General features: G+C 67.0%; 31 protein-coding genes and 1 pseudogene. 29 read left to right on the forward strand and 3 right to left on the reverse strand.

The window, feature by feature from the left end:
* The first annotated feature begins 139 nt into the window (after window positions 1-139).
* The 6 genes from AWB94_RS03450 to AWB94_RS03475 are packed head-to-tail and all read left to right on the forward strand — an operon-like array spanning window position 140 to window position 2,168.
* Window positions 140-544: a hypothetical protein gene (locus AWB94_RS03450; RefSeq protein ID WP_133058208.1), complete on the forward strand. Its 405-nt coding sequence runs from the start codon at window positions 140-142 to the stop codon at window positions 542-544.
* Window positions 545-560: 16 nt separating this feature from the next.
* A complete protein-coding gene (locus tag AWB94_RS03455; protein WP_085122286.1) occupies window positions 561-743 on the forward strand; it encodes a hypothetical protein in 183 nt (60 codons plus the stop codon).
* Window positions 740-946 carry a hypothetical protein gene (locus AWB94_RS03460; RefSeq protein ID WP_085122288.1) on the forward strand — a complete coding sequence of 69 codons (207 nt, stop codon included), beginning with the start codon at window positions 740-742 and terminating at the stop codon, window positions 944-946. Before AWB94_RS03455 ends, AWB94_RS03460 begins: the two co-directional genes overlap by 4 nt.
* Window positions 943-1,125 carry a hypothetical protein gene (locus AWB94_RS03465; RefSeq protein WP_085122290.1) on the forward strand — a complete coding sequence of 61 codons (183 nt, stop codon included), beginning with the start codon at window positions 943-945 and terminating at the stop codon, window positions 1,123-1,125. Before AWB94_RS03460 ends, AWB94_RS03465 begins: the two co-directional genes overlap by 4 nt.
* Window positions 1,122-1,760, forward strand: a complete 639-nt coding sequence (locus AWB94_RS03470; RefSeq protein ID WP_085122292.1) for a hypothetical protein — start codon at window positions 1,122-1,124, stop codon at window positions 1,758-1,760. Before AWB94_RS03465 ends, AWB94_RS03470 begins: the two co-directional genes overlap by 4 nt.
* Before the next feature lie 27 nt (window positions 1,761-1,787).
* A complete protein-coding gene (locus AWB94_RS03475; RefSeq protein WP_085122294.1) occupies window positions 1,788-2,168 on the forward strand; it encodes a hypothetical protein in 381 nt (126 codons plus the stop codon).
* On the opposite strand, the gene AWB94_RS03480 is transcribed toward AWB94_RS03475, so the two are convergent.
* The 3 genes from AWB94_RS03480 to AWB94_RS03490 all read right to left on the reverse strand — a co-directional run bounded on the left by AWB94_RS03480 (window position 2,165) and on the right by AWB94_RS03490 (window position 3,418).
* Window positions 2,165-2,410, reverse strand: coding sequence for a hypothetical protein (locus tag AWB94_RS03480; RefSeq protein WP_062659680.1), 246 nt, complete (start codon window positions 2,408-2,410; stop codon window positions 2,165-2,167). The genes AWB94_RS03475 and AWB94_RS03480 overlap by 4 nt on opposite strands.
* A gap of 238 nt (window positions 2,411-2,648) precedes the next feature.
* On the reverse strand, window positions 2,649-3,185 hold the full coding sequence (locus AWB94_RS03485) for a hypothetical protein (protein WP_085122296.1): 537 nt from the start codon (window positions 3,183-3,185) through the stop codon (window positions 2,649-2,651).
* Window positions 3,182-3,418, reverse strand: coding sequence for a hypothetical protein (locus AWB94_RS03490; protein WP_085122298.1), 237 nt, complete (start codon window positions 3,416-3,418; stop codon window positions 3,182-3,184). The genes AWB94_RS03485 and AWB94_RS03490 overlap by 4 nt, the downstream gene beginning before the upstream one ends.
* Before the next feature lie 447 nt (window positions 3,419-3,865).
* Between AWB94_RS03490 and AWB94_RS03495 the strand changes: the two genes are divergently transcribed.
* The 23 genes and pseudogenes from AWB94_RS03495 to AWB94_RS03600 all read left to right on the forward strand — a co-directional run.
* Window positions 3,866-4,246: an Acb2/Tad1 domain-containing protein gene (locus AWB94_RS03495; RefSeq protein ID WP_085122300.1), complete on the forward strand. Its 381-nt coding sequence runs from the start codon at window positions 3,866-3,868 to the stop codon at window positions 4,244-4,246.
* Complete coding sequence (locus tag AWB94_RS03500; RefSeq protein WP_085122301.1) at window positions 4,246-4,527, forward strand: hypothetical protein; 282 nt, start codon at window positions 4,246-4,248, stop codon at window positions 4,525-4,527. Before AWB94_RS03495 ends, AWB94_RS03500 begins: the two co-directional genes overlap by 1 nt.
* A gap of 8 nt (window positions 4,528-4,535) precedes the next feature.
* On the forward strand, window positions 4,536-5,261 hold the full coding sequence (locus AWB94_RS35660) for an AAA family ATPase (protein WP_234811602.1): 726 nt from the start codon (window positions 4,536-4,538) through the stop codon (window positions 5,259-5,261).
* Between the two features lie 258 nt (window positions 5,262-5,519).
* Window positions 5,520-5,987: a hypothetical protein gene (locus AWB94_RS35665; RefSeq protein ID WP_234811603.1), complete on the forward strand. Its 468-nt coding sequence runs from the start codon at window positions 5,520-5,522 to the stop codon at window positions 5,985-5,987.
* Window position 5,988: 1 nt separating this feature from the next.
* On the forward strand, window positions 5,989-7,638 hold the full coding sequence (locus tag AWB94_RS03515; protein WP_085122303.1) for a terminase large subunit domain-containing protein: 1,650 nt from the start codon (window positions 5,989-5,991) through the stop codon (window positions 7,636-7,638).
* A complete protein-coding gene (locus AWB94_RS34485; RefSeq protein WP_133058209.1) occupies window positions 7,635-7,838 on the forward strand; it encodes a hypothetical protein in 204 nt (67 codons plus the stop codon). The genes AWB94_RS03515 and AWB94_RS34485 overlap by 4 nt, the downstream gene beginning before the upstream one ends.
* The gene (locus tag AWB94_RS03520; protein ID WP_234811604.1) at window positions 7,835-9,352 is read left to right on the forward strand and encodes a phage portal protein; all 1,518 of its coding nucleotides are present in this window, start codon (window positions 7,835-7,837) and stop codon (window positions 9,350-9,352) included. The genes AWB94_RS34485 and AWB94_RS03520 overlap by 4 nt, the downstream gene beginning before the upstream one ends.
* Window positions 9,349-10,383 carry an HK97 family phage prohead protease gene (locus AWB94_RS03525; protein ID WP_234811605.1) on the forward strand — a complete coding sequence of 345 codons (1,035 nt, stop codon included), beginning with the start codon at window positions 9,349-9,351 and terminating at the stop codon, window positions 10,381-10,383. Before AWB94_RS03520 ends, AWB94_RS03525 begins: the two co-directional genes overlap by 4 nt.
* A gap of 11 nt (window positions 10,384-10,394) precedes the next feature.
* The gene (locus tag AWB94_RS03530) at window positions 10,395-11,870 is read left to right on the forward strand and encodes a phage major capsid protein (RefSeq protein ID WP_085122305.1); all 1,476 of its coding nucleotides are present in this window, start codon (window positions 10,395-10,397) and stop codon (window positions 11,868-11,870) included.
* Between the two features lie 118 nt (window positions 11,871-11,988).
* Window positions 11,989-12,390, forward strand: a complete 402-nt coding sequence (locus AWB94_RS35475) for a hypothetical protein (RefSeq protein WP_085122307.1) — start codon at window positions 11,989-11,991, stop codon at window positions 12,388-12,390.
* On the forward strand, window positions 12,390-12,803 hold the full coding sequence (locus AWB94_RS03540) for a hypothetical protein (RefSeq protein ID WP_234811606.1): 414 nt from the start codon (window positions 12,390-12,392) through the stop codon (window positions 12,801-12,803). Before AWB94_RS35475 ends, AWB94_RS03540 begins: the two co-directional genes overlap by 1 nt.
* 7 nt (window positions 12,804-12,810) lie before the next feature.
* Window positions 12,811-13,377 carry a hypothetical protein gene (locus AWB94_RS03545; protein ID WP_085122311.1) on the forward strand — a complete coding sequence of 189 codons (567 nt, stop codon included), beginning with the start codon at window positions 12,811-12,813 and terminating at the stop codon, window positions 13,375-13,377.
* 14 nt (window positions 13,378-13,391) lie between these two features.
* Entirely contained in the window at window positions 13,392-13,631 is a 240-nt protein-coding gene (locus AWB94_RS03550; protein WP_085122313.1) for a hypothetical protein, read from the forward strand.
* Entirely contained in the window at window positions 13,628-14,017 is a 390-nt protein-coding gene (locus tag AWB94_RS03555; RefSeq protein ID WP_234811607.1) for a hypothetical protein, read from the forward strand. Before AWB94_RS03550 ends, AWB94_RS03555 begins: the two co-directional genes overlap by 4 nt.
* Window positions 14,014-14,280: a hypothetical protein gene (locus AWB94_RS03560; RefSeq protein WP_085122315.1), complete on the forward strand. Its 267-nt coding sequence runs from the start codon at window positions 14,014-14,016 to the stop codon at window positions 14,278-14,280. Before AWB94_RS03555 ends, AWB94_RS03560 begins: the two co-directional genes overlap by 4 nt.
* A complete protein-coding gene (locus tag AWB94_RS03565) occupies window positions 14,277-14,636 on the forward strand; it encodes a hypothetical protein (RefSeq protein WP_085122317.1) in 360 nt (119 codons plus the stop codon). Before AWB94_RS03560 ends, AWB94_RS03565 begins: the two co-directional genes overlap by 4 nt.
* On the forward strand, window positions 14,636-14,890 hold the full coding sequence (locus tag AWB94_RS03570) for a hypothetical protein (RefSeq protein ID WP_085122319.1): 255 nt from the start codon (window positions 14,636-14,638) through the stop codon (window positions 14,888-14,890). The genes AWB94_RS03565 and AWB94_RS03570 overlap by 1 nt, the downstream gene beginning before the upstream one ends.
* Complete coding sequence (locus AWB94_RS03575; protein ID WP_085122321.1) at window positions 14,887-15,264, forward strand: HK97-gp10 family putative phage morphogenesis protein; 378 nt, start codon at window positions 14,887-14,889, stop codon at window positions 15,262-15,264. Before AWB94_RS03570 ends, AWB94_RS03575 begins: the two co-directional genes overlap by 4 nt.
* Complete coding sequence (locus AWB94_RS03580) at window positions 15,261-15,692, forward strand: hypothetical protein (RefSeq protein ID WP_085122323.1); 432 nt, start codon at window positions 15,261-15,263, stop codon at window positions 15,690-15,692. Before AWB94_RS03575 ends, AWB94_RS03580 begins: the two co-directional genes overlap by 4 nt.
* A 105-nt stretch (window positions 15,693-15,797) precedes the next feature.
* Window positions 15,798-16,853 carry a hypothetical protein gene (locus tag AWB94_RS03585; RefSeq protein WP_085122345.1) on the forward strand — a complete coding sequence of 352 codons (1,056 nt, stop codon included), beginning with the start codon at window positions 15,798-15,800 and terminating at the stop codon, window positions 16,851-16,853.
* Between the two features lie 90 nt (window positions 16,854-16,943).
* The gene (locus AWB94_RS03590) at window positions 16,944-17,480 is read left to right on the forward strand and encodes a hypothetical protein (protein WP_085122325.1); all 537 of its coding nucleotides are present in this window, start codon (window positions 16,944-16,946) and stop codon (window positions 17,478-17,480) included.
* A 49-nt stretch (window positions 17,481-17,529) separates the two neighbouring features.
* Window positions 17,530-17,859, forward strand: coding sequence for a hypothetical protein (locus tag AWB94_RS03595; RefSeq protein ID WP_085122327.1), 330 nt, complete (start codon window positions 17,530-17,532; stop codon window positions 17,857-17,859).
* A gap of 2 nt (window positions 17,860-17,861) precedes the next feature.
* Window positions 17,862-20,344 (forward strand): annotated as a pseudogene (locus AWB94_RS03600) (hypothetical protein); the annotation flags it as partial.

The raw sequence follows: 20,344 nt of genomic DNA on the forward strand, positions 1-20,344 counted from the left end.
GCCAACGGGACGCACTCGTGCGGCAGCTGTGGCGCACACAGCGTGACCAGTGGACGTACGCGAAACTCGCTGCGGCGGTGGGATGTTCCCCTGAATTGATTGCGGCAATCATCAAGGCCAACAGGGCTGGATCGTGACCATGAGCGTTGCCGCACGTGCTGCCGCGGTGAAGGCTGACTGTAGCGGTTGCGTCGGGGTGTACGCGCTGCGCGCCGACGGCACAGTGCGCGCCCACGGAGTCACCGGCCGCGGACGTTGCCCCGGCTCGTACCAGCCACCCAGGGTGGTCGCGGTCCCGGCGCCGGTTCCCTCGGCGCCGGTGCGTCCGTTGCCGCCCGAGGTCGCGGCGTGCGACCACCTGTGGTCGGGCTGGACGCACCTGCCGCGCACCCGCGACGACTTCCGACGCTGCGAACACTGTCGACACGTCGAACTGCAGCCCCGGCAGCCCTGCGCTCTGTGCGGCGACGAGGACGCCCGCGCGCTGGAGGTTCCCGACTACGGCACCGCCTACGTGTGCATGCCCTGCCTGAGTGACGTGTAAGGACGGTGATCGAACGATGCGGTTAGCGATCACGGACGGAGAGGTCGCCGAGCTGGTGGTGCTGCAGGACGACGGAACCCGCACCGAGGTCCGCATCGAGGTCGACACCGAGCAAGGCCGCCCGGTCCTGACCGTGCAGAGCACCCGGAAAACCTGCCCGGTCACGGTCATTGTCAACGGCGAACGGAAGCTCCCATGACTATCCAGCAGATCCTGCGGTTCAAGCTCACGTGTGACGGCTGGTACCCCGACGGGCACGGACCATGCCCCTGTGACCTCACGGTCGAAGCCACGAGCCAACAAGACGCTGAGGCCCAAGCCATTTCGACCGGCTGGAGCCGCGACCACCGCGGATGGATATGCAACGCCGACGGCCACCTCGGCGACCAGGTGAAGGGGTGATCGACGTGCTGAGCATCGAACGCGGCCGGGTCGCGCGGGCCCGCGTCGACCGCGCGACCGCCTGCCTATACGCCAGGTCCAACCGCATCGTCCTGGTGGCCGACGGCGGCGACTTCGACGCCGCCCAGGCCGCCCTCGACGAGCTGCGAGCCCACGCCGAACGGAAGGACGAACGGTGATCGTCGCTCAGTACCGGCCCGGCGGCTGGCATGACCTGACCCACCAGGAGACCGGCGTCCGCCTGCTCACGGTGCGCCCGGTCGGGACCATAGAGTGGGGCCAGCTCACCGGCGCGTTCACCGCCCGGTGGATCCCGGACCTGCTGGAAGCGTTCGCGCTGGCGCAGCGCATCGCGGCGCGCGAACGGTCATGGGAGCCGTACAGCGCCAGTGATTCGCGCTGGTGGCGCCTGGAGGTCCCGCTGGGGCCGGCCGCCGAGTCGGCCGCCGCGGCCGTCGGCAACCGCTTCCACCGCCACGCGGCCGGCCCGCACACCGCGACGTGGGACTACCTCGGACCGTGCCCGCCGGACACCGGGCACACGTGGGTGCCGTTGACCGCGCCGGGCGTCACCGAGCACCCCAACGCCGACGTCGGCATCGGCCACGTGATCAAGCCGTTCGTTGAGTTCCTCATCGCGACGCAGCCGTGGATGTCCGCTCAGCCGACATACGGTCGGCCCGACCTCCGGCGCCAGAGCGTGGCTGACGCGATGCGCGACGTCCTCAGGGAAGCGGACCTGACCGTCGAGTGCCGCAGGTGGATGCCGCACTACGAGAACCGACGCCTGCCGCTGCGCCTCAGCGACGTGTAACCACTACTCACCCAAGGAGATACCACCGTGACCGAGCTGAAGATCCCCGCCGGCGAACTGTCGGCAGTCCTGTCCAAGGCCATCCTCGACTCGCTGTCGGCCGACACGAAGGAACGCCTGATCGAAGGCGCGCTGCAGTACCTGATCACCCAGCCACCCAAAGCCAGCTCGTACCACTCGTATCAGCCGCCGTCGCCGTTGCAACAGGCCTTCGAGCAGGCGCTCAACAAGATCGCACTCGGGGTGGCCGAAGAGGTGCTCGAAACCCATGGCGCCAAGGCCAAGCTCACCGCGCAGTTCGCCGAGCTGCTGTCATCGGTGCCGGACTTTGACGATGACTACGAACTGCAGCGCTCGATGATGGCCGCTGTGCTCAAGCGGGCCCGCGAGATCCGCGGTGAGTGTTAGAACAGCCCCGGTGTCGTCAACGCGTAACCGCAGGTCCATTCGTGGCCGGCTGCGCACCGATATCTGCCGTGCAGCGTGTTTCCGTCGATCTCGGTGCGATATGGCGGCGTCGACGAGTTGACCCATTCGTCCGGCTTATCCAGCTCGAGCCGGCGGTCGCATTCCCCACACGAGTCCATGAAGCCGATGGCGCGGGCCAGATGCGACAGCGCATCGGCAAGGTAGTCCTGCGCGCGGCCCACGCGTACTCATCCGGTAACCCGATGGCTTCCTCGCGGCCCACGCGCCGGACCATGCCGTTGACCAGCTGCGCAATCTGCTGCCACTCGGGCTGTGCTGCCCAGTCACGGATGTCGAATTCGGTTATGCCCGTGGGGTTCGAATCTGTCACGTTGCTCACCGCCGCACCATCTCACGCATCGGTGTCGAGCGCAGGAGAATCTGCGACCAACCACGTCGCCCCGCTGAGGCCACCTATCATCAGGCTGCGTTCGGCCACTGCTTGACGACCAGGTCGCGGCCGCGTCGGATCTGCACGCGCCGATACCCGTGGGTCGCTGCGAGCTGCCGGAAGTGCTCGAATGTCGTCTCTGCTTCGCTCAAGGGCAAGGCCTTGTTGAGCCGTACCCACTCGTAGGCCGCACCGTCGAACGACTGCTCCCACAGCACGAAGTACGCCACCTGGTCCTCGACCGCCGGCCGAACGAACTTGGACACCCCCATGCCGTGGCTCTTCGCGATCTCTTCGAGGTGCTGCTTGGTGGTCTTGGCCACCCGGGTTTGCACGATCGGCGAGTGGCTGCCGTCGCCGGAGAGTGACTTGCCGCCGGGGACCAGGCCGCCGCGCCGCCGCTGCTCGGCCTCCTGCTCTGCTGCCGCGTTGAGCTCGGCCAGCCGCGCTTCGGTGAGGTGTTCACCGTCGACGTAGATGTCGCGTTCGTCAAGGTTGTCGACCTCTTCGATTTCGGCGTCGTCGCCGATCACGTAGTCGGCCATGTCGCGGTCGTTGCTGCTCATCGTTCCCACTCCAGAGGTAGTGCGTGAATGATCACGAGGACGTTGCCGCCCTCACGGCCGTCGATGACACCGATTTCGGTGAGACGGCCGTTGGTGTCGCGTCCGGTGTAGAGGACGCTGCCGCTTTCCTGGGCCACCGGTGCGCTGCAGTTCCGCATGACGGCGAGCGCGTTGCGCTTGTTGACGCCGTGCTTGCGGCGGATGCTGGCGGGGAGGATGACTTTCTGCGGCATGACACCAGTATGTCATACATACCCGGCAAAGCGCAACGGGTATGTCGTACATACTCGCCATCATCCACCCCAACGCAACCGGCGCGCAACCCCCGTGTGCACACCCACCCCCTGTGTACGACACACCGACACACACATCCACCCACCAAGCCACATCCGCCCTGCATAACGTGTTATAACTACGGCAGGCACAGCTGTGCCCTAAAGCCCCGAGAGACTCCGGTCTCCGGGGCTTTCGTCATTCGGGCACAGCCCTGACGTACTTCCCCGACGCCAGGTAAGCGCCCCCACCTTCTCGCCGCGCGGCATGCGTCAAACCCGTTTCCTAGCTCGGGCAAGCCCGCGCACCGGATCCCCGCGTGCACACCCACGACCCGCTCCTTGGCGGTGAGGGCGGCGCTGCGCGGCAACCGCGCGGCGAGAAGCCGAACACCAAGGAGACCGCCCATGGGAATCACTCAGGCTGAGATCGACCGCCGCTTCGATCTGCACACCCCGACCGATGCCAACGTCCACAGGACGCTCGACGTCGTCCGCCGGGACTTCAAGCAGCTGGTCGAGATGGTTGTCGCTGTGTCCGAGCACGCTCCGCGTGAGCAGGCCATCGCGGTGCACCACCTCGAGGACGCCCTGGCCGCCACCATCGGCGCCATCGTCCGGCCCCGCGTCGAACGCCCCGGCATCGGTGTCCCTGTCCCCGGAACCCTGGGCGTCAGTGCTGGCCTGCCCGGTATAGCCGAGCAGCTCGGCCAACACCTGGCCAGCCTCGCCAAGGAATACCTCCGGACCACAGTCGGCGCCAGCCCCGACAAGACCGAGCGCGTCTGATGCCCGGCACCGTCGACTTCCCATGCCCGCACCCCGCGTGCGACACCCGAATCCCCATCGCGGTGGAACTCAAGCTCGACGGCTCACAGCGCCAGGTGTCCAAGGACCGCGAGGCAGCGGTCTTCAACATCACGCCCCGCGTCATCGACGGACCCCAGCGGCTGCGTGAGCACTTCGCCCTTGCCCACCCCGACGACGTGGTGTTCACCGACTCCACGCCCGCAGCGCACGTCGAAGGCATGCTGGAGACCTTCGACACCCAGGCATCCAACCCGGACTGACCAGACCCGTGGCGCTGTACGTCGTCACCGGCCCGCCCGCCAGCGGTAAGTCCACCTGGGTCCGCAACCACGCCCAGCCCGGCGACATCACCATTGACTACGACGCCATAGCCTCGGTGCTCACCCCACGCACCGACGGCGTCGGCCACGACCACCCCGTCCACGTCAAGGCCGTCACCAAGGCCGCACGACAGGCAGCCATCGACACCGCCATCGGCGTATCCGGCGCCGTCGACGTGTACGTCATCCACTCCACGCCCAGCCCCGAGCTGCTCGCCAAGTACGACCGACTCGGCGCCGAGGTCATCACCATCGACCCTGGCATGGACACCGTGCTGGCCCGAGCCAAGGCCGAGCGGCCCCAACAGATGCAGGCCGCTGTCAAGCGCTGGTACCGAGAGAACACCGGCGCACAGCGCGACGAGGCCCGCAAGATCCGATCCAGCCACGCCTGGCGCGTCCTGGCCCAAGAGTTCAAGGACGAGTGCCAGCGGCACCGCAACCCCGATGGCACGTACGGCCGGCCATGCCACATCTGCAACCAGCCGATCGACTACGAAGCCCCGGCCCGCACGCCGCCGGCATTCGAGGCTGACCACTACCAGCCCGTGGCCATCCGCCCCGACCTCGCCTTCATGAGGTCGAACCTGCGGCCCTCGCACTCGAAGTGCAACGGCTCTCGCGGCGCGAAGGCAGCACCCCAACAAGGCGAATGGGTCCAGCCCGCCTGGTAACTCGGCCCGAACGAAAGTTTGCTGGGTCGCCGTCGGAGTTTGCTGGACCTGACCCCCGCGGCCCCCGGCCCCCTGGGGGGGTGGGTCGGCGTCGAAGGAGGGGGCCCAGGACCAGACCCCTGCGCAGCCATCGAGTTTCGCGGAGGCCGTCCCGGGACACATGTGAGGGCGGCCGACCTGGGCGGGCCGTCAGATTTGCTGGAAATCAGAGTTTGCTAGCCCGTCGACATTGTTTGCTGGTAGCGGAAGGTGGGAGGTATGGCTGCTGAGCATGGCACTCGCAGCCGATACAACTCCGGCTGCCGCTGCGACCTGTGTGTGCAGGCAGAACGCGATTATCAGCGTGCACGGAAGCAGGCAAAGAACGAACAGAAAGCGACCGGCGGCAGCAAGCCGTCACCGGTTGCTGTGCTGCACAGTCCGCGCGCGGCGGCGCCCGCGCAGGAGCCCTCACACAGTCCAGCCCCCGCCGGTTACGGGCCCGTCGAGGCCGCGATCCGGACGCAGCTGGCCGGCCTCTCGACGGTCGAGGCTCGGCCCGGTGAGGCCGAAATCGCGTACGCGCTGGCGCGGCTGCTGGACAACCCGCGGGCGATCGGTCAGCACCCGCAGGCGTCGGCCCGGCTGTCGGAGATGGTCGACAAGCTGCGCAAGGGCGCGGACAAGAAGACCGGGAAGTTGGCGTCGGTGCGTCGGATGACGCGACCGGAGTCGGCGACGGGCTGACGTGCCGACCGCCACCGCTGAGCGTCCGCAGCTGCTCGGCAGTGAGACGCCGCGCGTCTTCACCAAGCCGCTGCAGCCGCTGGTGCCCGGCGACGAGTACGGGATCGGCCGGACGACCAACGGGTACGCGGCGATCGCGTTCGCCGAGCTGATCCTGGGCCTGCGGCTGTTCCCCTGGCAGAAGTGGCTGCTGATCCACGCGCTGGAGCTGACCGCGCCGGTGGGCCCGGACGGGCTGTTCTCGTACCGGTTCCGGTTCATCGTCGTGCTCGTCGGTCGGCAGAACGGCAAGACGCTGGTCATGACGGTGCTGGCGTTGTGGCACCTGTACGACCAGGACTCGCCGATGGTGATCGGCACCGCGCAGGATCTCGCCCGGTCGGAGGCGGCGTGGGGTGAGGCCGTCGAGATGGCCCAGGACGACGAGGAACTGGCCGATCTGATCGAGAAGATCGACCAGGGTCACCCGAAGTTCATGCGATTGGCGAAAACCGAAGAGACGCCGTGGTTCCGCGAGTACCGGGTGGCGTCGGCTACCCGCCGCGGTGGGCGCGGGTTCTCGGGCGATCTGATCCTGCTGGACGAGCTGCGGGAACACCAGTCGTGGGATGCCTGGTCGGCGGTCACGAACGCGATGAACGCCCGGCCGCGTGGCCAGGCGTGGGCATTCTCGAACGCTGGTGACGCGCTGAGCGTGGTGCTGCGGTTCCTGCGGGCGCAGGCGCACCGCGCGCTGGGGTGGCCGGACGGCGACGACGACGCCGAGGTCCTGGACGCGCTCGACGCTGAGATGGAGGAATACCTCTCCGAGCTCGGCGACGACGACGAGGTGCTGGGGTTCTTCGAATGGTCAGCGCCGCCAACGGCGAAGCGCACGGACCCGAACGCGTGGGCGCAGGCCAACCCGTCGATGAACCACACAGACATCGTTCCGGAGTGCGTCACCGACCGGGCGATCGCGGCGGCGCTGCGGGCCAACCCGCCGATTCAGTTCGAGATCGAGGTGCTGTGCCGCTGGGTGGCGATGGCCGACGCCGGGCCGTTCCCCGAGGGCGCCTGGTCGGTGTCGCAGGCCGACGCTCAGCGGCCGGCCGAGGACAGCCCGCTGATGGTGTCGGTGGCCGTGAACATGTCGCGGTCGCGGGCGTACATCGCGCGGGGCGGCTTCACCGAGGACGGCGACGTGGTCGCCGGCATCATGGCCGACCGCGCCGGCGTGGACTGGGTGGTCCCGTGGCTGGTGGAGAACCGGGACACGTTCACCGCGGTCGTCGTGCAGTCCAGCGGCGCCCCGGCGACATCGCTGATCGACGCGATCGAAGGCGCCACCCTGAGCGACGGCAAATCGGCTGACCTGCGGGTGATCCCGTGGGGTGGTGCCGATGAGCACGTCGGATGTAGTGACGTGTTCGACCTGCTGGACCGGGACGAGAAGAACCCGGAGCAGCGCAAGCTGTGGCACCTCCCGCACCCAGGTTTGGACGCCGCCGCGACGTCGGCGCACGTGAAGTTCCTGTCCAAGGGCGCGTGGGTGCTGGACCCGATCCGGTCGCCGACCGATGTGTATCCGCTGCAAGGACTGATCGGCCTGACGTGGGGACTTCTCCACGAGCAGCCGCAAGAGACGGAAGTATGGGGATTCATGTCGTGACGCCGAAACAAGCTCTGCCCCTTGGGACTCTCGCACTGGCCGCCATTGTCGCGGGCGTTGTTGTGCAGTTCGGTGTCGGGTGGGGTCTGCTCGTTGGCGGCGTGTTGCTGCTCGTCGCGGTGGTCGTTCTGTACGACCCCGTCGCGGGCCAGTCGGTGGCCCAGCGTGTCCGGCCGCGGGAAGCTCGTAGCCAGCAGTGAACCTGCTGTCGCGGTTCAAGCTCGGGGTCAGCGCTGAGCGGGCCGGTCAGATCACGCTCGAACAGTATGCGGCGCAGCTGAATTCGTTCATGTATGGCGGGTTCGGCTACCCCGGTAGCGGCTATAAGGAGACGCTGTCGGACGGGAAGGCCACCGAGCGGCCGGCGAACAACTTCGAAGGCCTCACCCGCGGCGCCTACCAGGCCAACGGAGTGGTGTTCTCCTGCATGCTGGCCCGCCAGTTGGTGTTCTCCGGCATGCGGTTCCAGTGGCAGCAGATGCTCAACGGATCGCCGTCGGACACCTTCGGTAACCGCGAGCTGCGCGTGCTGGAACGGCCATGGGGCGGCGGCACCACCCAGGACTTGCTGTCTCGGCTGATCCAGGATGCCGACCTTGCCGGTAACTCGTACTGGGTGCGGCAGGGCGACGAGCTGGTGCGGCTGCGGCCGGACTGGGTCCGGATCGTCGGGCAGCGCCGGTACATGAACCAGACTGGCCGCGCGACCGACCTGAACCGCGGTGACGGGCAAGTCGGTTGGGTGAAGATCGGCTACCTGTACAACGAGGGCGGTTGGCACCAGTCCGACAGCAAGATCGAACCAGTCGCCTTCACGGTAGACGAGGTCGCGCACTTCGCGCCGATCCCCGATCCGCTTTCGGACGTAGCCGCCGGAATGTCATGGCTGACGCCGATTCTGCGCGAGATCCAAGCCGATCAGGCCATGACGAACCACCAGACCAAGTACATGGACAACGCGGCCACCCCGAACATGGTCATCCGGCACTTCGCCGGGGTCTCGGGTGTCAAGGGCGCGACGCAGGAAGCCGTCAAGGCGTGGGTCGCCGAGTTCGAGGACAAGCACGCCGGCCCTGGCAACTCTGGCAAGACGCTGCACCTGTACCCGGGTGCCGAGGTGACAATCGCTGGCGCTCACCTCAAGGAAATCGACTTCGCCAATGTGCGCGGCGGCGGTGAAGTCCGCGTCGCCGCCGCCGCTGGTGTCCCGCCAGTCATCGCCGGCCTGAGCAAGGGCCTGGAATCCAGCACCTACTCCAACTACTCGCAGGCCCGCCGCCGATTCGCTGACGGCACCATCCACCCGTTGTGGCAGAACGCATCCGGAACCATGGAACGCGTACTGACGGTGCCCAGCGACAGCACGCGACTCTGGTACGACTCCACCGACGTCCCGTTCCTGCGTGAGGACGAGAAAGACGCCGCCGCGATCGCCGCGATCAAGGCGTCGACCATCAACTCGTACATCACCGCCGGCTACGAGCCCGACTCGGTGGTGCTGGCCGTCGAGTCCAACGACCTGCGTCTGCTGAAGCACAGCGGCCGGTACTCCGTCCAGCTGCAACCACCCGGGAGCACGAACGGCCAACAGTCCCAGGACGATCAGGGCCGCGGCGCCGACATCACGCTCGCTGAGGTGCGCCGAATCCTCGAACTGATTACACCCGCCGAGCAGCCCGCACTCCCAGCAGGCAGCACCGAGGAGGAACCGTGAGCACTGCCCAACTGACCAAGCCCAAGGAGCTGCCGCGCGAGAACCTCGTCCGGTCCGTCGACTTCACCTTCCTGCGTGCCGCCGATGCTGCTGACGACGAGCAGAACGACGGCCGCACGTTCGTCGGCTACGGTGCCGTGTTCAACTCGCCGACCCGAATCAACTCGTGGGAGGGCGATTTCGACGAGCAGATCGCGCCCGGCGCGTTCCGGAAGTCGCTGCGCGAACGCACGCCCAAGTTCCAGTTCGACCACGGCCACCACCCACTCATCGGTTCGATCCCGATCGGGATGATCGAGGACATCCACGAGGACGACCGAGGCCTGTACGTCCAGGCCCGGCTCGGTGAGCACATCATCATCGACCTGATCCGCGAAGCGATCGCCTCCGGCGCGATCGACGGAATGAGCTTCCGGTTCAGCGTTGTTCGCGACGAGTGGCGTGATAAGGACGGCAAGACGGTCAAGCCCGAAGACGTCAAGCGGATCCTGTACTACGGTGAGCAGCCCGAACGAACCCCGCTGCTGCGCATTCTCAAGGAAGTCCGCGTCGCCGAGGTGGGCCCCGTCGTGTGGCCGGCCTACGACGGCACTTCGGCCGCGGTGCGCGCGAAGCTCACCGCCGCCGACGGCACGGTCCATTTGAACCTGGACCGCCTGAATAAGCCTGAGGAGCAACGCAAGTTGCTGCTCGTGGAGTCAGCGCTGCGCGCGCTGACCCCAGCCCCTTCGGGGGAAGCGTCCGATGAAGAGCCGCGAGACACCCCCGATGACGGGGCCGTCGAGCACTCGGATGAGGACAACGCTGCGCCGCAATCCACCGACTCGGCCGGAGAGCACGCAGACGATTCGCCGCGATCCACCGACGACTCGGCCGGAGAGCACGAATCCGACTCCCATTCCGATGCACCACCCGCCACGGATGACCCCGTCGACGCCGCCCGCGCGGCAGCTGTCGAGCGGCTGTTCCAAGGCGCGTTCGACCTCGTCAGAAACACCCGGGAGGCGACCCCGCCTCCCACGAATGTTTAGGAGTTATTGCGATGGCTCGCACCCACAAAGAGTCTCTCAACCGAGAGAAGGACATCCAGGACGAACTGGAGCGTCTGAAGAACAAGAAGGACAAGACGCCCGAGGACATGGCCGCGGTACAGCCGCTGCTGGAAGAGTTCCGCGAGGTGCACCAGCACCGCTTGGACCTCGAGCACGACGCCGCACTGGCCGAGGTCCGCGCCGCGTCCGGTGTCGGCGTGTCCACGTCGACACCGGCCGACGAGGCTGCTCGCGTCGACCGTCGCCCCAGTGGCGACGTCGACATCGTCGACCAGAAGCGCTTCGGTGCCCCCGAACTGACGGGCAAGTACCGCGACCCGTGGGACATCTCGGAAATGCGGATGGGTTACGGCGACAGCGCCGCATCCGAACTGCGTTCCCGAGCCAAGTCCGCGGTCGAGCGGATGGAGTTCGCCGACGACAAGGTTCGCGAGGTCTGCACCCGCTACATCGAGCGGGACGCCGACACCGACACCCCGGTCGCCCGCCTCGTGCTGGCCACCACCTCGCCGGCGTACTCGAAGGCGTTCATCAAGCTCGTCCGGTCCCGCGGTGAAGCCGCGGTGCTGAACGACGAAGAGCGTGAGGCCTACACCCGCGCGATGAGTCTGACGGACAACCAGGGCGGCTTCATGGTTCCCATGCAGCTGGACCCGACGATCATCATCACCGCCAACGGTTCGTTCAACCAGGTGCGGCAGATCGCCCGGGTAGTGCAGGCCACCGGCGACGTCTGGAAGGGCATCTCGTCGGCCGGCGTGACCGGTTCGTGGGACGGTGAGGGTGAAGAGGTCTCCGACGACGCACCGTCGCTGGAGCAGCCCGAAATTCCGGTGCACAAGCTGCAGATCTTCGTGCCGTTCTCGCACGAGCTGCAGATGGACGCACCGGGCCTGGCCGACGAGATCTCGAAGATGATCGCCTTCGAGAAGGAGGTCAAGGAGTCCATCGCGTTCGTCACCGGCTCCGGTGTCGGGCAGCCGACCGGCATCATCACCGCCCTGACCGGCACCCCGTCGGTCGTGCCCTCGGCTGGCACCGACACGTTCGCCGTCGGTGACGTGCACAACCTGGACGCGGCGCTGCCGCAGCGGTACGCGTTCAACGCATCCTGGCTGGCCCACCGCGGCATCTACAGCAAGATGCGTCAGTTCGACACCAACGGCGGCTCCGCGCTGTGGGGCCAGCTGGCCGACGGCCGGAAGCAGGAACTGCTGGGCCGGCCGGATTACGTCGCGGAGGCGATGGACGGTGTCATCAACGCGGGCCAGGACAACCTGGTGCTGGCGTACGGCGATTTCCAGAACTACGTGATCGCCGACCGCCTGGGCACCACGCTGTCCTACATCCCGCAGCTGTTCGGGCCCAACGGCCGTCCGGTCGGCAAGGCCGGCTGGCACGCGTGGATCCGTGTCGGCGCCGACTCCGTGAACGACTCGGCCTTCCGGGTTCTGAACGTCACGTAGTCACCTGCTGTGCGGTTGGGGGCGCTCCCACGAGGTGCGCCCCCAACCGCGCAGCCCCACCCCCGAAACCGCGTCGGGAGCTGCGCAGCTCCCCACCGCCGCAAGGAAAGAGCTGCACATGAGCCACCGCTGCATCAATGCCTTCGAATTCGCGGGGACGATCTACCCCGGCGGATCGCAGGTCGACGACGACCATCCAATCCTGGCGACGCACGCGTCGTACTTCGCCCCCGTGCAGGGCACGGACCGCCCCGGCACCGAGACCGCCACGGCCGCGCCCGGCGAGCGGCGAGCCCCGCAGCCGGCCGCCGCCGACGTTGAGGCATGGCTGGCCGCGGAGAAGCAGTACGAGGAAGACGTCCAGGCCTGGCTGCTGGCCGAGGAAGAGCACCAGGGTGCGACCACCGCCGCGGCGTCGAGCGCCGGTGACGACGCGGACAAGAAGGCCGAGACGCACGAGTCCCAGGCCGCACCGCGCGCCGCTGGCCGCCGCCAGCGCCCCCAGGAAGGAAAGAACTGATGAACACCCTGCATACCCAGAGCCTGGCCGTGCTCGCTCTGCCGTCGGGAGCGCTCGACGACGACGCCACCGTGAACGGAGCGTCGATCGACCTCGCTCTGTTCAAGAACAACTTTCGCACCGCGCTGTTCGTGGTGACCGCGGGCGCCGTCACCGACGGCACACACACCGTCGCGCTGCAGCATTCCGCCAACGGCGCCGACTGGTCCGACGTCCCGGCCGACCGGGTGCAGGGCGGTCCCGTGGTGGTCGACAACACCAAGAGCAACACCGTCGCCCAGCTCGGCTACGTGGTCGGCACCCAGCGGTACGTACGCCTCAAGGTCACCACCGCGGATGCGACAACCGGCGGCGTGCTGTCCGCCGTCGCCCTGCTGGCAGCCGGGTCCACCGCCCCGCCGGCACGGGCGTAACCGCCTGATGGCTGCACTGAGCTACGCCGACGTCGAGGCCTACACCAAGGGCCGCTTGCAGGCGGAAGACGTCGAAGTGCAGCGACTGTTCGACGCGGCGTTGCGTGCCGCCCGCAATTACTGCGGGTGGCACGTAACCCCGGTCGTCGACGACGAGGTGCTGGAGCTGGACGGCCACGGCGGACATGTCCTCGCGTTGCCGACCCGCAAGATCATCAACGTCTCGATCGTCGAGGACGGCGTCGCGATCGACACCCAGACGCAGCTTCGTGTGTCCAAGTCGATGGGTTTGGTGCGCAAGCGATCCGGCGCTTGTTGGACCGACCAGTACGGCGCCATCGCTGTCACCATGACGCACGGCCACGAGACCGCACCAGATTTCGACCTGGCCGTCCTCACCTGCGTCGACAAGGTCGCTTTGAGCGTCGGAATGTCCTCGGAGGCGCGGGGTTCCGGCGGCGCGCTGACCAAGAAGCGAGTCGACGACGTCGAATACAACTGGTCCGATCGCGACGTGGAAGAGGCCCTGAACACCAGCTGGCTCGATTCCTACCGCCGCATCATCTACACCTGAATCCAAGGAGCACCATGCCCGCACCCACCACCGCGGAAGTGCTGGCCGAGTGGGTTAAGTCCGAACACGTACGCCTGCGCGGCGTCGGTGTCGTGGGCACCTGGTTGGCCGGCAACACCAATGTCGAGGATCCGATCAAGGCCGCTGAGGACCTGATCAAAGCCATGAGTGCCGGCGACCTGGTCACCATGATCAAGGGCGACTTCGACGCGTTCATCAACGACATCAAGGCCGGTAAGGGGACCCCGTCGTGAACCGCCAGGCAGTGACGATGCTCGCCGACGGTCTGCGCACGGGCCTGCCGCACCCCGGCGACGACCAGACCCCCGAGCGCCTCATCCCCATGCCCGGATTCCGGAACACCGGAATGTCCGACGAGCAGGCCGAGGAATTCATCGGCGCTACAGCCACACTCATCGCCGAGGCCGCGGTGCACCTGCTCGAAACCCGCTTCGAACTGATGGAGAAGGGCGACGCGCTGCAGCTGCGCCAAGACGCCGCCGATGCACCCGACGGCCGACGCGTCATCCACATCCATCCCGACGCCCAGCACGAGCCCGCCGCCCTGTCCATCACCATCGGGAAGGGCGACCACGTCGTCATTCCCCGTCGCGCGCTGGCCGCGCTGGGAGAAGCATGAGCCACATCAAGATTGAGGTCGACGGCAACATCGTGATGGACGCCGAGGTGAGTCCCCGGCGCGGCGAGCTGCCCAGCCTCGACGACATCCAGGGGTCGCTCAAGAAGGCCGCCGGCGGGACCTTCCAACCGTGGGCCGTGTGCGCGATCCAAGCCCTGGCGCTGGCGATGCAGCCCATGCTCGTCGGAAAGCCCACCGGTGATACCACCATCGCGGTGACCACCCGGGCCGGCGGCTGGGCACTGGACGTCAGCGAGACATGACCGTCCCCGTCCCGCAGACCTTCGGCGGCCAGACGCTGCTGGTCGTGAACTTCACCGACAATGGTCCGCCCGACACCCTGGGCATGCGGGAGCCGGCCGAGAATAAGACCGTGGTGCCGGGATGCCGTCACCGTCCGCTGTCGGCGAAGGAGATCGCGGAGTACGGCATCAACGTCGGAACCATGGTGTGGAAGTCCACCGTGCCACCCGTACCGGCGGTGCTGGCGATGACCGTCGACAGCGAAATACGCGAAGGCGACGCGACTTTCAAGGTGATTGCGGGACCGCAGCACCACACCGACATGGACGGGTCGCCGTTCAAGGTGACCGTCCTCTCTCAAAGGCAGGTGTCGTAATGGCCAAGTACCAGATTCTCGAACCGTGCGCGTACGCCGTCGACGGGGTGGGCGTGCAGCACACCGAGCCCGGCGCCGTGGTGGAACTCGACGCCGCGACCGCCGAGGCACTCGGTCAGTCGGTGGACCGGCTGTCCCCGGCCGGCGCCGACGCCGGGGCGAACCTGGCCGACTGGCTGGCGGCCGAGAACGCCTACAACGCCGATGTCGAGGCCTGGCTGAACGCTGAAAAGGCTCACGCCCGCAAGCGATGACGACGACTCCCAGCAGCGAGATTCAGCGCGAGATCGAGTCGAAGATCCGCCGTGACGCTGAACTCAAGCTGAAGTCGAAAGAGGGCGCCGAGGCGATCCGCGACGAGGTCCGCGCCGAAACACCCGTGCGCACAGGGCGAGCTGCGGCATCTGTCGAACTGGAAAAGCGACCCGACCATGACGGACTGCCGGCGTGGTGGGTCGGGTCGCGGCTCTGGTACTTCGCGTTCATCGAATACGGCACCGAGGCAGACCCGCCCGATTCCAAGTCGCCGTTCGGGCCCGACACTCCCACCCCTGAGTTTGCGCCCTTCGGGAAGGTGGCGCACCGCCACGGCGGCACCCTCGACGGTGGCGTCGAGGTCGACGGGTGAGCGCGCTCGGTGAAGCACCGGACGATGTCGAAGAGGCGCTGGTCGCCTACTTGAGCGGGCTGCGTCGGACAGCGATCGGCCGCCGGCCGGCGCGTGATCCGCTGCCAATGAATCTGGTGCGCAACATCCCAGGAGGCACCGAGCGGGCCGAGTACGGGCTGTCAGACCAGCTGGTCAGCGTCAGGACGTTGTGCGACAAGAACCTTGGCGAGAAAGCCGCCATGGAGAACAGCGCAGACACGCACGAGTGGATGCTGACGCTGGCCCGCGAGCAAGTGGACATCCACATCCCCGGCGGCCGAATCGTGAACTTCGACTATGTGAACGTCGTCGAGTCGCCGCACTGGATTGATTTTGCAGACGACCAGGTCCTCTGCAGGTTGGCCCGATATTCCATCGGCCTGTCGTACGTCCGAACCACCTCTTAGCCGAGAACCAGTTTCACCGCAGCCCAATTCGGGGCTGTGGTGCGCGGCGCCCTGCCGCAAAAACGCCGGATCCACTCCGGGTTCATCATCCGAAAGGACAGCACTATGCCTCAACCGGCTACCGGCGTCAGTCTCACCGACTCGGCACTGGCCCGATTCAACGCCCTGCGTGTCCGGCGTGGCGGCAAGTGGTCGCTTCTGGTCCGCGACTTCGCCGGGCTCGCAACGGACATCAGCCCCGGCGGGGACTTCGTTTCCCCGTTCGCAGCCGACGGAAACTGGCGCGACGACCTGCTCGCCGTCAAGATCGTCAACCGCCGGCAGGTGTACAACCAGGCAGCCAACCACGGGTTCCACAAGATCGGCTGCGTCAACCCCGACGGCTTCGTGCAGGAGCACGACACCAACGTGGATGCGCTGGAGATCCTGCAGTCGATCGATCCGGCTCGCGTCGACATGACATCGCGTGAAAAGCGCGTGGTGTTCACCGGTTTCGAGAACAACCGGGTGCTCCACCGGCTGCTGAACGATCTGCCGCTGACCAACATCCTGCACCCGTCGAAGGCCGGCGCCACCTACGTGGTCGAGGAGTCCGACGAGATCGACTTCGTGGAACGTCAGTTCATCCTGATCCACGAAGACAAGGCCGCTGGCCTGCCCGAGCGGACCGCGTTCGGCCTGTCCCGGGCGGTCCGCTCCGAGATCGGCAACCTGCAGGGCAGCAAGACCGACCCGACCGCCGCTGAGCTGAAGTTCACCCGCCTGATCGACCCGAACTTCATCGGTACCAAGGGGCAGCCGCTGATTTCGTGCATGTGGGTCGCCGGCGAGGCATGGGAGGAATACGACACCCCCGGCCTGACGTTCGTGCCGCCCCGCCCGGTCGGCACGCCGACGGCCGCGACGACGGCCAACCTGGTGTTCGAGCAGCCGCTGGGCGGCAAGTCGCCGTACACCTACGCGGTCAAGAAGTCGGCCACCGAGGACATGGCCGCTCCGACGGACGCGGTGGTCGGCTCGACGAACGTCGCCAATGGCTTTGTGACCCTGGGCCTGACCGGGCTCACCACAGCCACCACGTCGTTCTACCAGGTCGAGGTGACCGACGACGACGACGTGACCGCGGTGTCGGCCGTGTCGAACTCGGTGACGCAGCCCTAGTGATCGTTCCCGGCGGGCGGGTCTTCCTCGGCTACCGCCCGCCGGGGACTTTCAACCAGAGCCGAGGGGTGTAGTCGAGGAGAAACCCACATGGCCGAGGACCAGGACCAGAACGCCCAAGCCCAAGCGGACGCCAACCAGTCGTTCGCACGCTCGGGGACCATCACGACGGAAAACGGGAGCGACTTCCAGGTCCGTAATCCGTTGTTCTTCAACGCAAAGCAGCTCAGGGCATACACCGAGCTGCACCACCGGATGAACCAGTGCGACAAGTGGCCGGACCGGAACATCCCCGAACAGCGCCGGATCATCGAGCAGAAGGACGGCACGAAGATCGAAACCTACACGGGCGCGTTTGTGCAGGTGGGTGACTACATCGAGCCGTACCAGGAGACCAACGCCGAGGGCATCACGAAGCTGGTCGAGCCGCCGTACGAGATCCAGGTCGCCCAAATCGTCCTCGGTGACAAGTACCAGGAATTCGAAGACGCTGGCGGATCACCCTCCGAACTCGTGCAACTACTCAAGGACCTGCGCAACGGCGTAGCGAAGCGAGCTGATGCCGACGACAAAAGTGTGGGAAGCACTGGCGTTCTGGCGGCTGTTCCCGCGCCGGATAGCGTCTGACCTTCAGCGGTTCTTCCACCGTCGGATTGCCGATTGGCATTCCGGCGCAATGTCATCGTTCGAGCTGCTGGAGCTGTTCGGCGTCACGATCGACGAAGACCACGAGAACGAAGTTCGCACGGTCACTGTCGAATTCGCTCCTGAGGATGGCGCCGTCGCGGATGCACTCCGCGACGGTGAGCGGCCGGAGTGGAAGCAGATGCTGGCGCAGATCGCCAACATTGCTGCGCTGTTCCGCTCGGGCAAGTTCCCACGTGCTGAGCATGAGGAATACGGCGAGCGAACGTTCTTGCCGGTCAAGCGAATTAAGCAAATCATCGCCGATCGCCAGGCCGTCGAGGCTGGCGGCGGTCTGATCATGTTCCCAGGAGAGGGGTAGGCGTGGCAATCCACATGGACGTCTACACCCGCCTCGATGAGCGTGGTATTCGCCGCGACGCCGACAAGCTCCATGACACGTATGACCAGGCTGGCGACCGAGCCGGCCGGGCGTTCGGCGAGAAGCTCTCGGCTGGCATCGAGCGGTCATCGCCAAAGGTGGAACGGTCAGCGCAGCGAATGGAAAAGGCGGTCGACAAGGTCGCAGACGCCATTGGCAAAACTCGCTCTGAGCAAGCGAAGTACGACGAGGTACTGAAAAAGTCAGATGCCACCGATCGCCAGAAGATCGAGCGGTCGGAGGCTCTGGCCAAGGCTAAACGCGCTGAGGCCGCCGCCATTCGGGAAGCGACGCGAATCCACCGGGACAACAACCGGGATTTGCTGGATCTGTCCCAGGCGTCCGGCGCCGCCGCGGGGGGCGTCACGCAGTTGGCATCCACGTTCCGGAATCTCAGCAGCGTCGGCGGCCCGGCCGCGGTCGGTGCGCTCGTTGCGGGCATCACCGGGCTGGCAGGGGCGGCTGCGGCGGCATCGGGTGTGATCGGTCTGCTGCCTGGCGTGGTCGGTGGTGCCGCGGCGGCGTTCGGCACCCTGAAAATCGCGACACTCGGGTTCGGTGACGCGCTCGAGAACATCAGGGACACTGAGAAGTTCACCGAGGCGATCAAGGCGTTGTCGCCGAATGCGCGTGACGCTGCGTTGTCTCTGCGGGGGTTGCTTCCGGCGTTCGATCAGTTGAAGAACGCGACGCAGGATGCCCTGTTCGCCAACGTCGGTGCGCAGATCGATCAGCTGGCCGACCGATTCATGCCCGCTATTCAGCAGATGACGACCGGTGTTGCGTCGGCGTTCAATGACATGTTCTCGGGCGTCACCGCGCAGCTGATGACGCCCGAGACGGCCGGCGCGATCGAGAACATCACCGGGAACATAGCGACAGCGTTCCAGAAGCTGGCCCCGGCCGCGGCGTCGATGACTGATGCGTTCGTTCAGTTGACCAGTGTCGGCTCGGATTTCTTGCCTTCGTTGGCCGCGGCAGCGTCGAGGGCCGCTGACTCATTCGCAAAGTTCATCACCGAGGCGTCCAACTCGGGCCAGCTGGACCAGTGGATTCAGACCGGGCTGGACACGATGGAGCAGCTCGGCGAGGCCACGGTGAATGTCCTGCAGGCGTTCGTGGGCATGGCGCCGATCGGCGAAAAGATCATGCCGATGATCGTCGACGCGACGCAGATCCTCGCGGACATCATGCCGACGATTTCGACTGTCGTGGAACATATGTCGCCGTTCTTCACGCTGTGGGCGCCCGCGATCGAAGATGCGTCGCGCAAGGTGGGTCTGTTGATGAGTGCGATGTCGCCGCTGCTGACGACGGTGACGGCGATCTCCGACGCACTCGCCTACATCCGCGGCGACGGCGGCCCAAAGATGGGCGCCGTCGTACCCAAGACGGGCGGCGGCGCAGGCGGCGCCGCGGGCGGGGCTCCCGGCGGCCGAGCGGGGGGATCATTCCGAAACCCGTTCGGCGGCGGCGGTGCAGGCGCACCGCAGGGAATCGGAAGCCTCGGTGGCCGCGGCGGCATCGGCGACATCGACCCGTGGACTGGCCGACCGATCAACAAGGGCGCGAGCTCCGGCAGCGGCGGCGGGCCGAAGCTGCCCGATGCCCCCGTGCTGCCGTACACGCCGCCGGCCAGCACCGCGCCCACCGCGGCGCTGACATCGGCCGAGAACTCGCTGTACGACGCCCAATTCAAGGTCGAGGAGAAGAAAGCCCGCCTCAACCAGCTGCTCACGTCCAACGTGGCCACGGACCGCGACATCCAGGACGCCCGCAACGACGTGGCCCGCGCCGAGCAGGACCGGCACGAAGCCGAGATGCGGCTGACTGAGGCGCGGCAGTCGGCGGCCGAGAAGGGCCTCAAGCAGCTCAACTCGATGGCCGACCAGCTCGGCGACGTCGGCGCGAAACTGGACCAGGACTTCGGCCTGTCGCGCGGTCTCCCCGGCCTGGCCGAGAACCTCACCAAGTTCGTCGCGAACCTCGCCGCGGCGCCGCTGCTCGGCCAGCTGGGCGCCATCTCGGCGGTCAACCCGTCCAAGGGCGGATACGGTGCGATCGGCATCGCCGGCGCCCAGGGCGCGTTCGGGCCCCGGTTCACCGGCATCGACCCGCAGCAGGCCTATAGCTACGCCGCATCGGCGATGGGCCCGGCCGGACTGAGCCTCGCGGCGCCGACGATGCTCAAGGACACCGGCAGCGTGCCGTCCGGCCCGCAGTCCCGGATGGCCGCATCCCTCGTCGAGCAGATCTTCGGCAGCCAGCTGCGCGGCCCGATCGGCGGCAGCCGCGACAACAACACCGCGCCGGGCACCCACGACGCCGGGCTGTCGATCGACATCCCCATCGGGCCGGACCAGATGCAGCTGGGCGACCAGATCCGAGACTTCCTGCAGAGCCACGCCGAGGAACTCGGCCTGGA

Origin of the sequence: Mycolicibacterium canariasense, assembly GCF_002101555.1 — a bacterium.
In the GTDB taxonomy this organism is placed as follows: domain Bacteria; phylum Actinomycetota; class Actinomycetes; order Mycobacteriales; family Mycobacteriaceae; genus Mycobacterium; species Mycobacterium canariasense.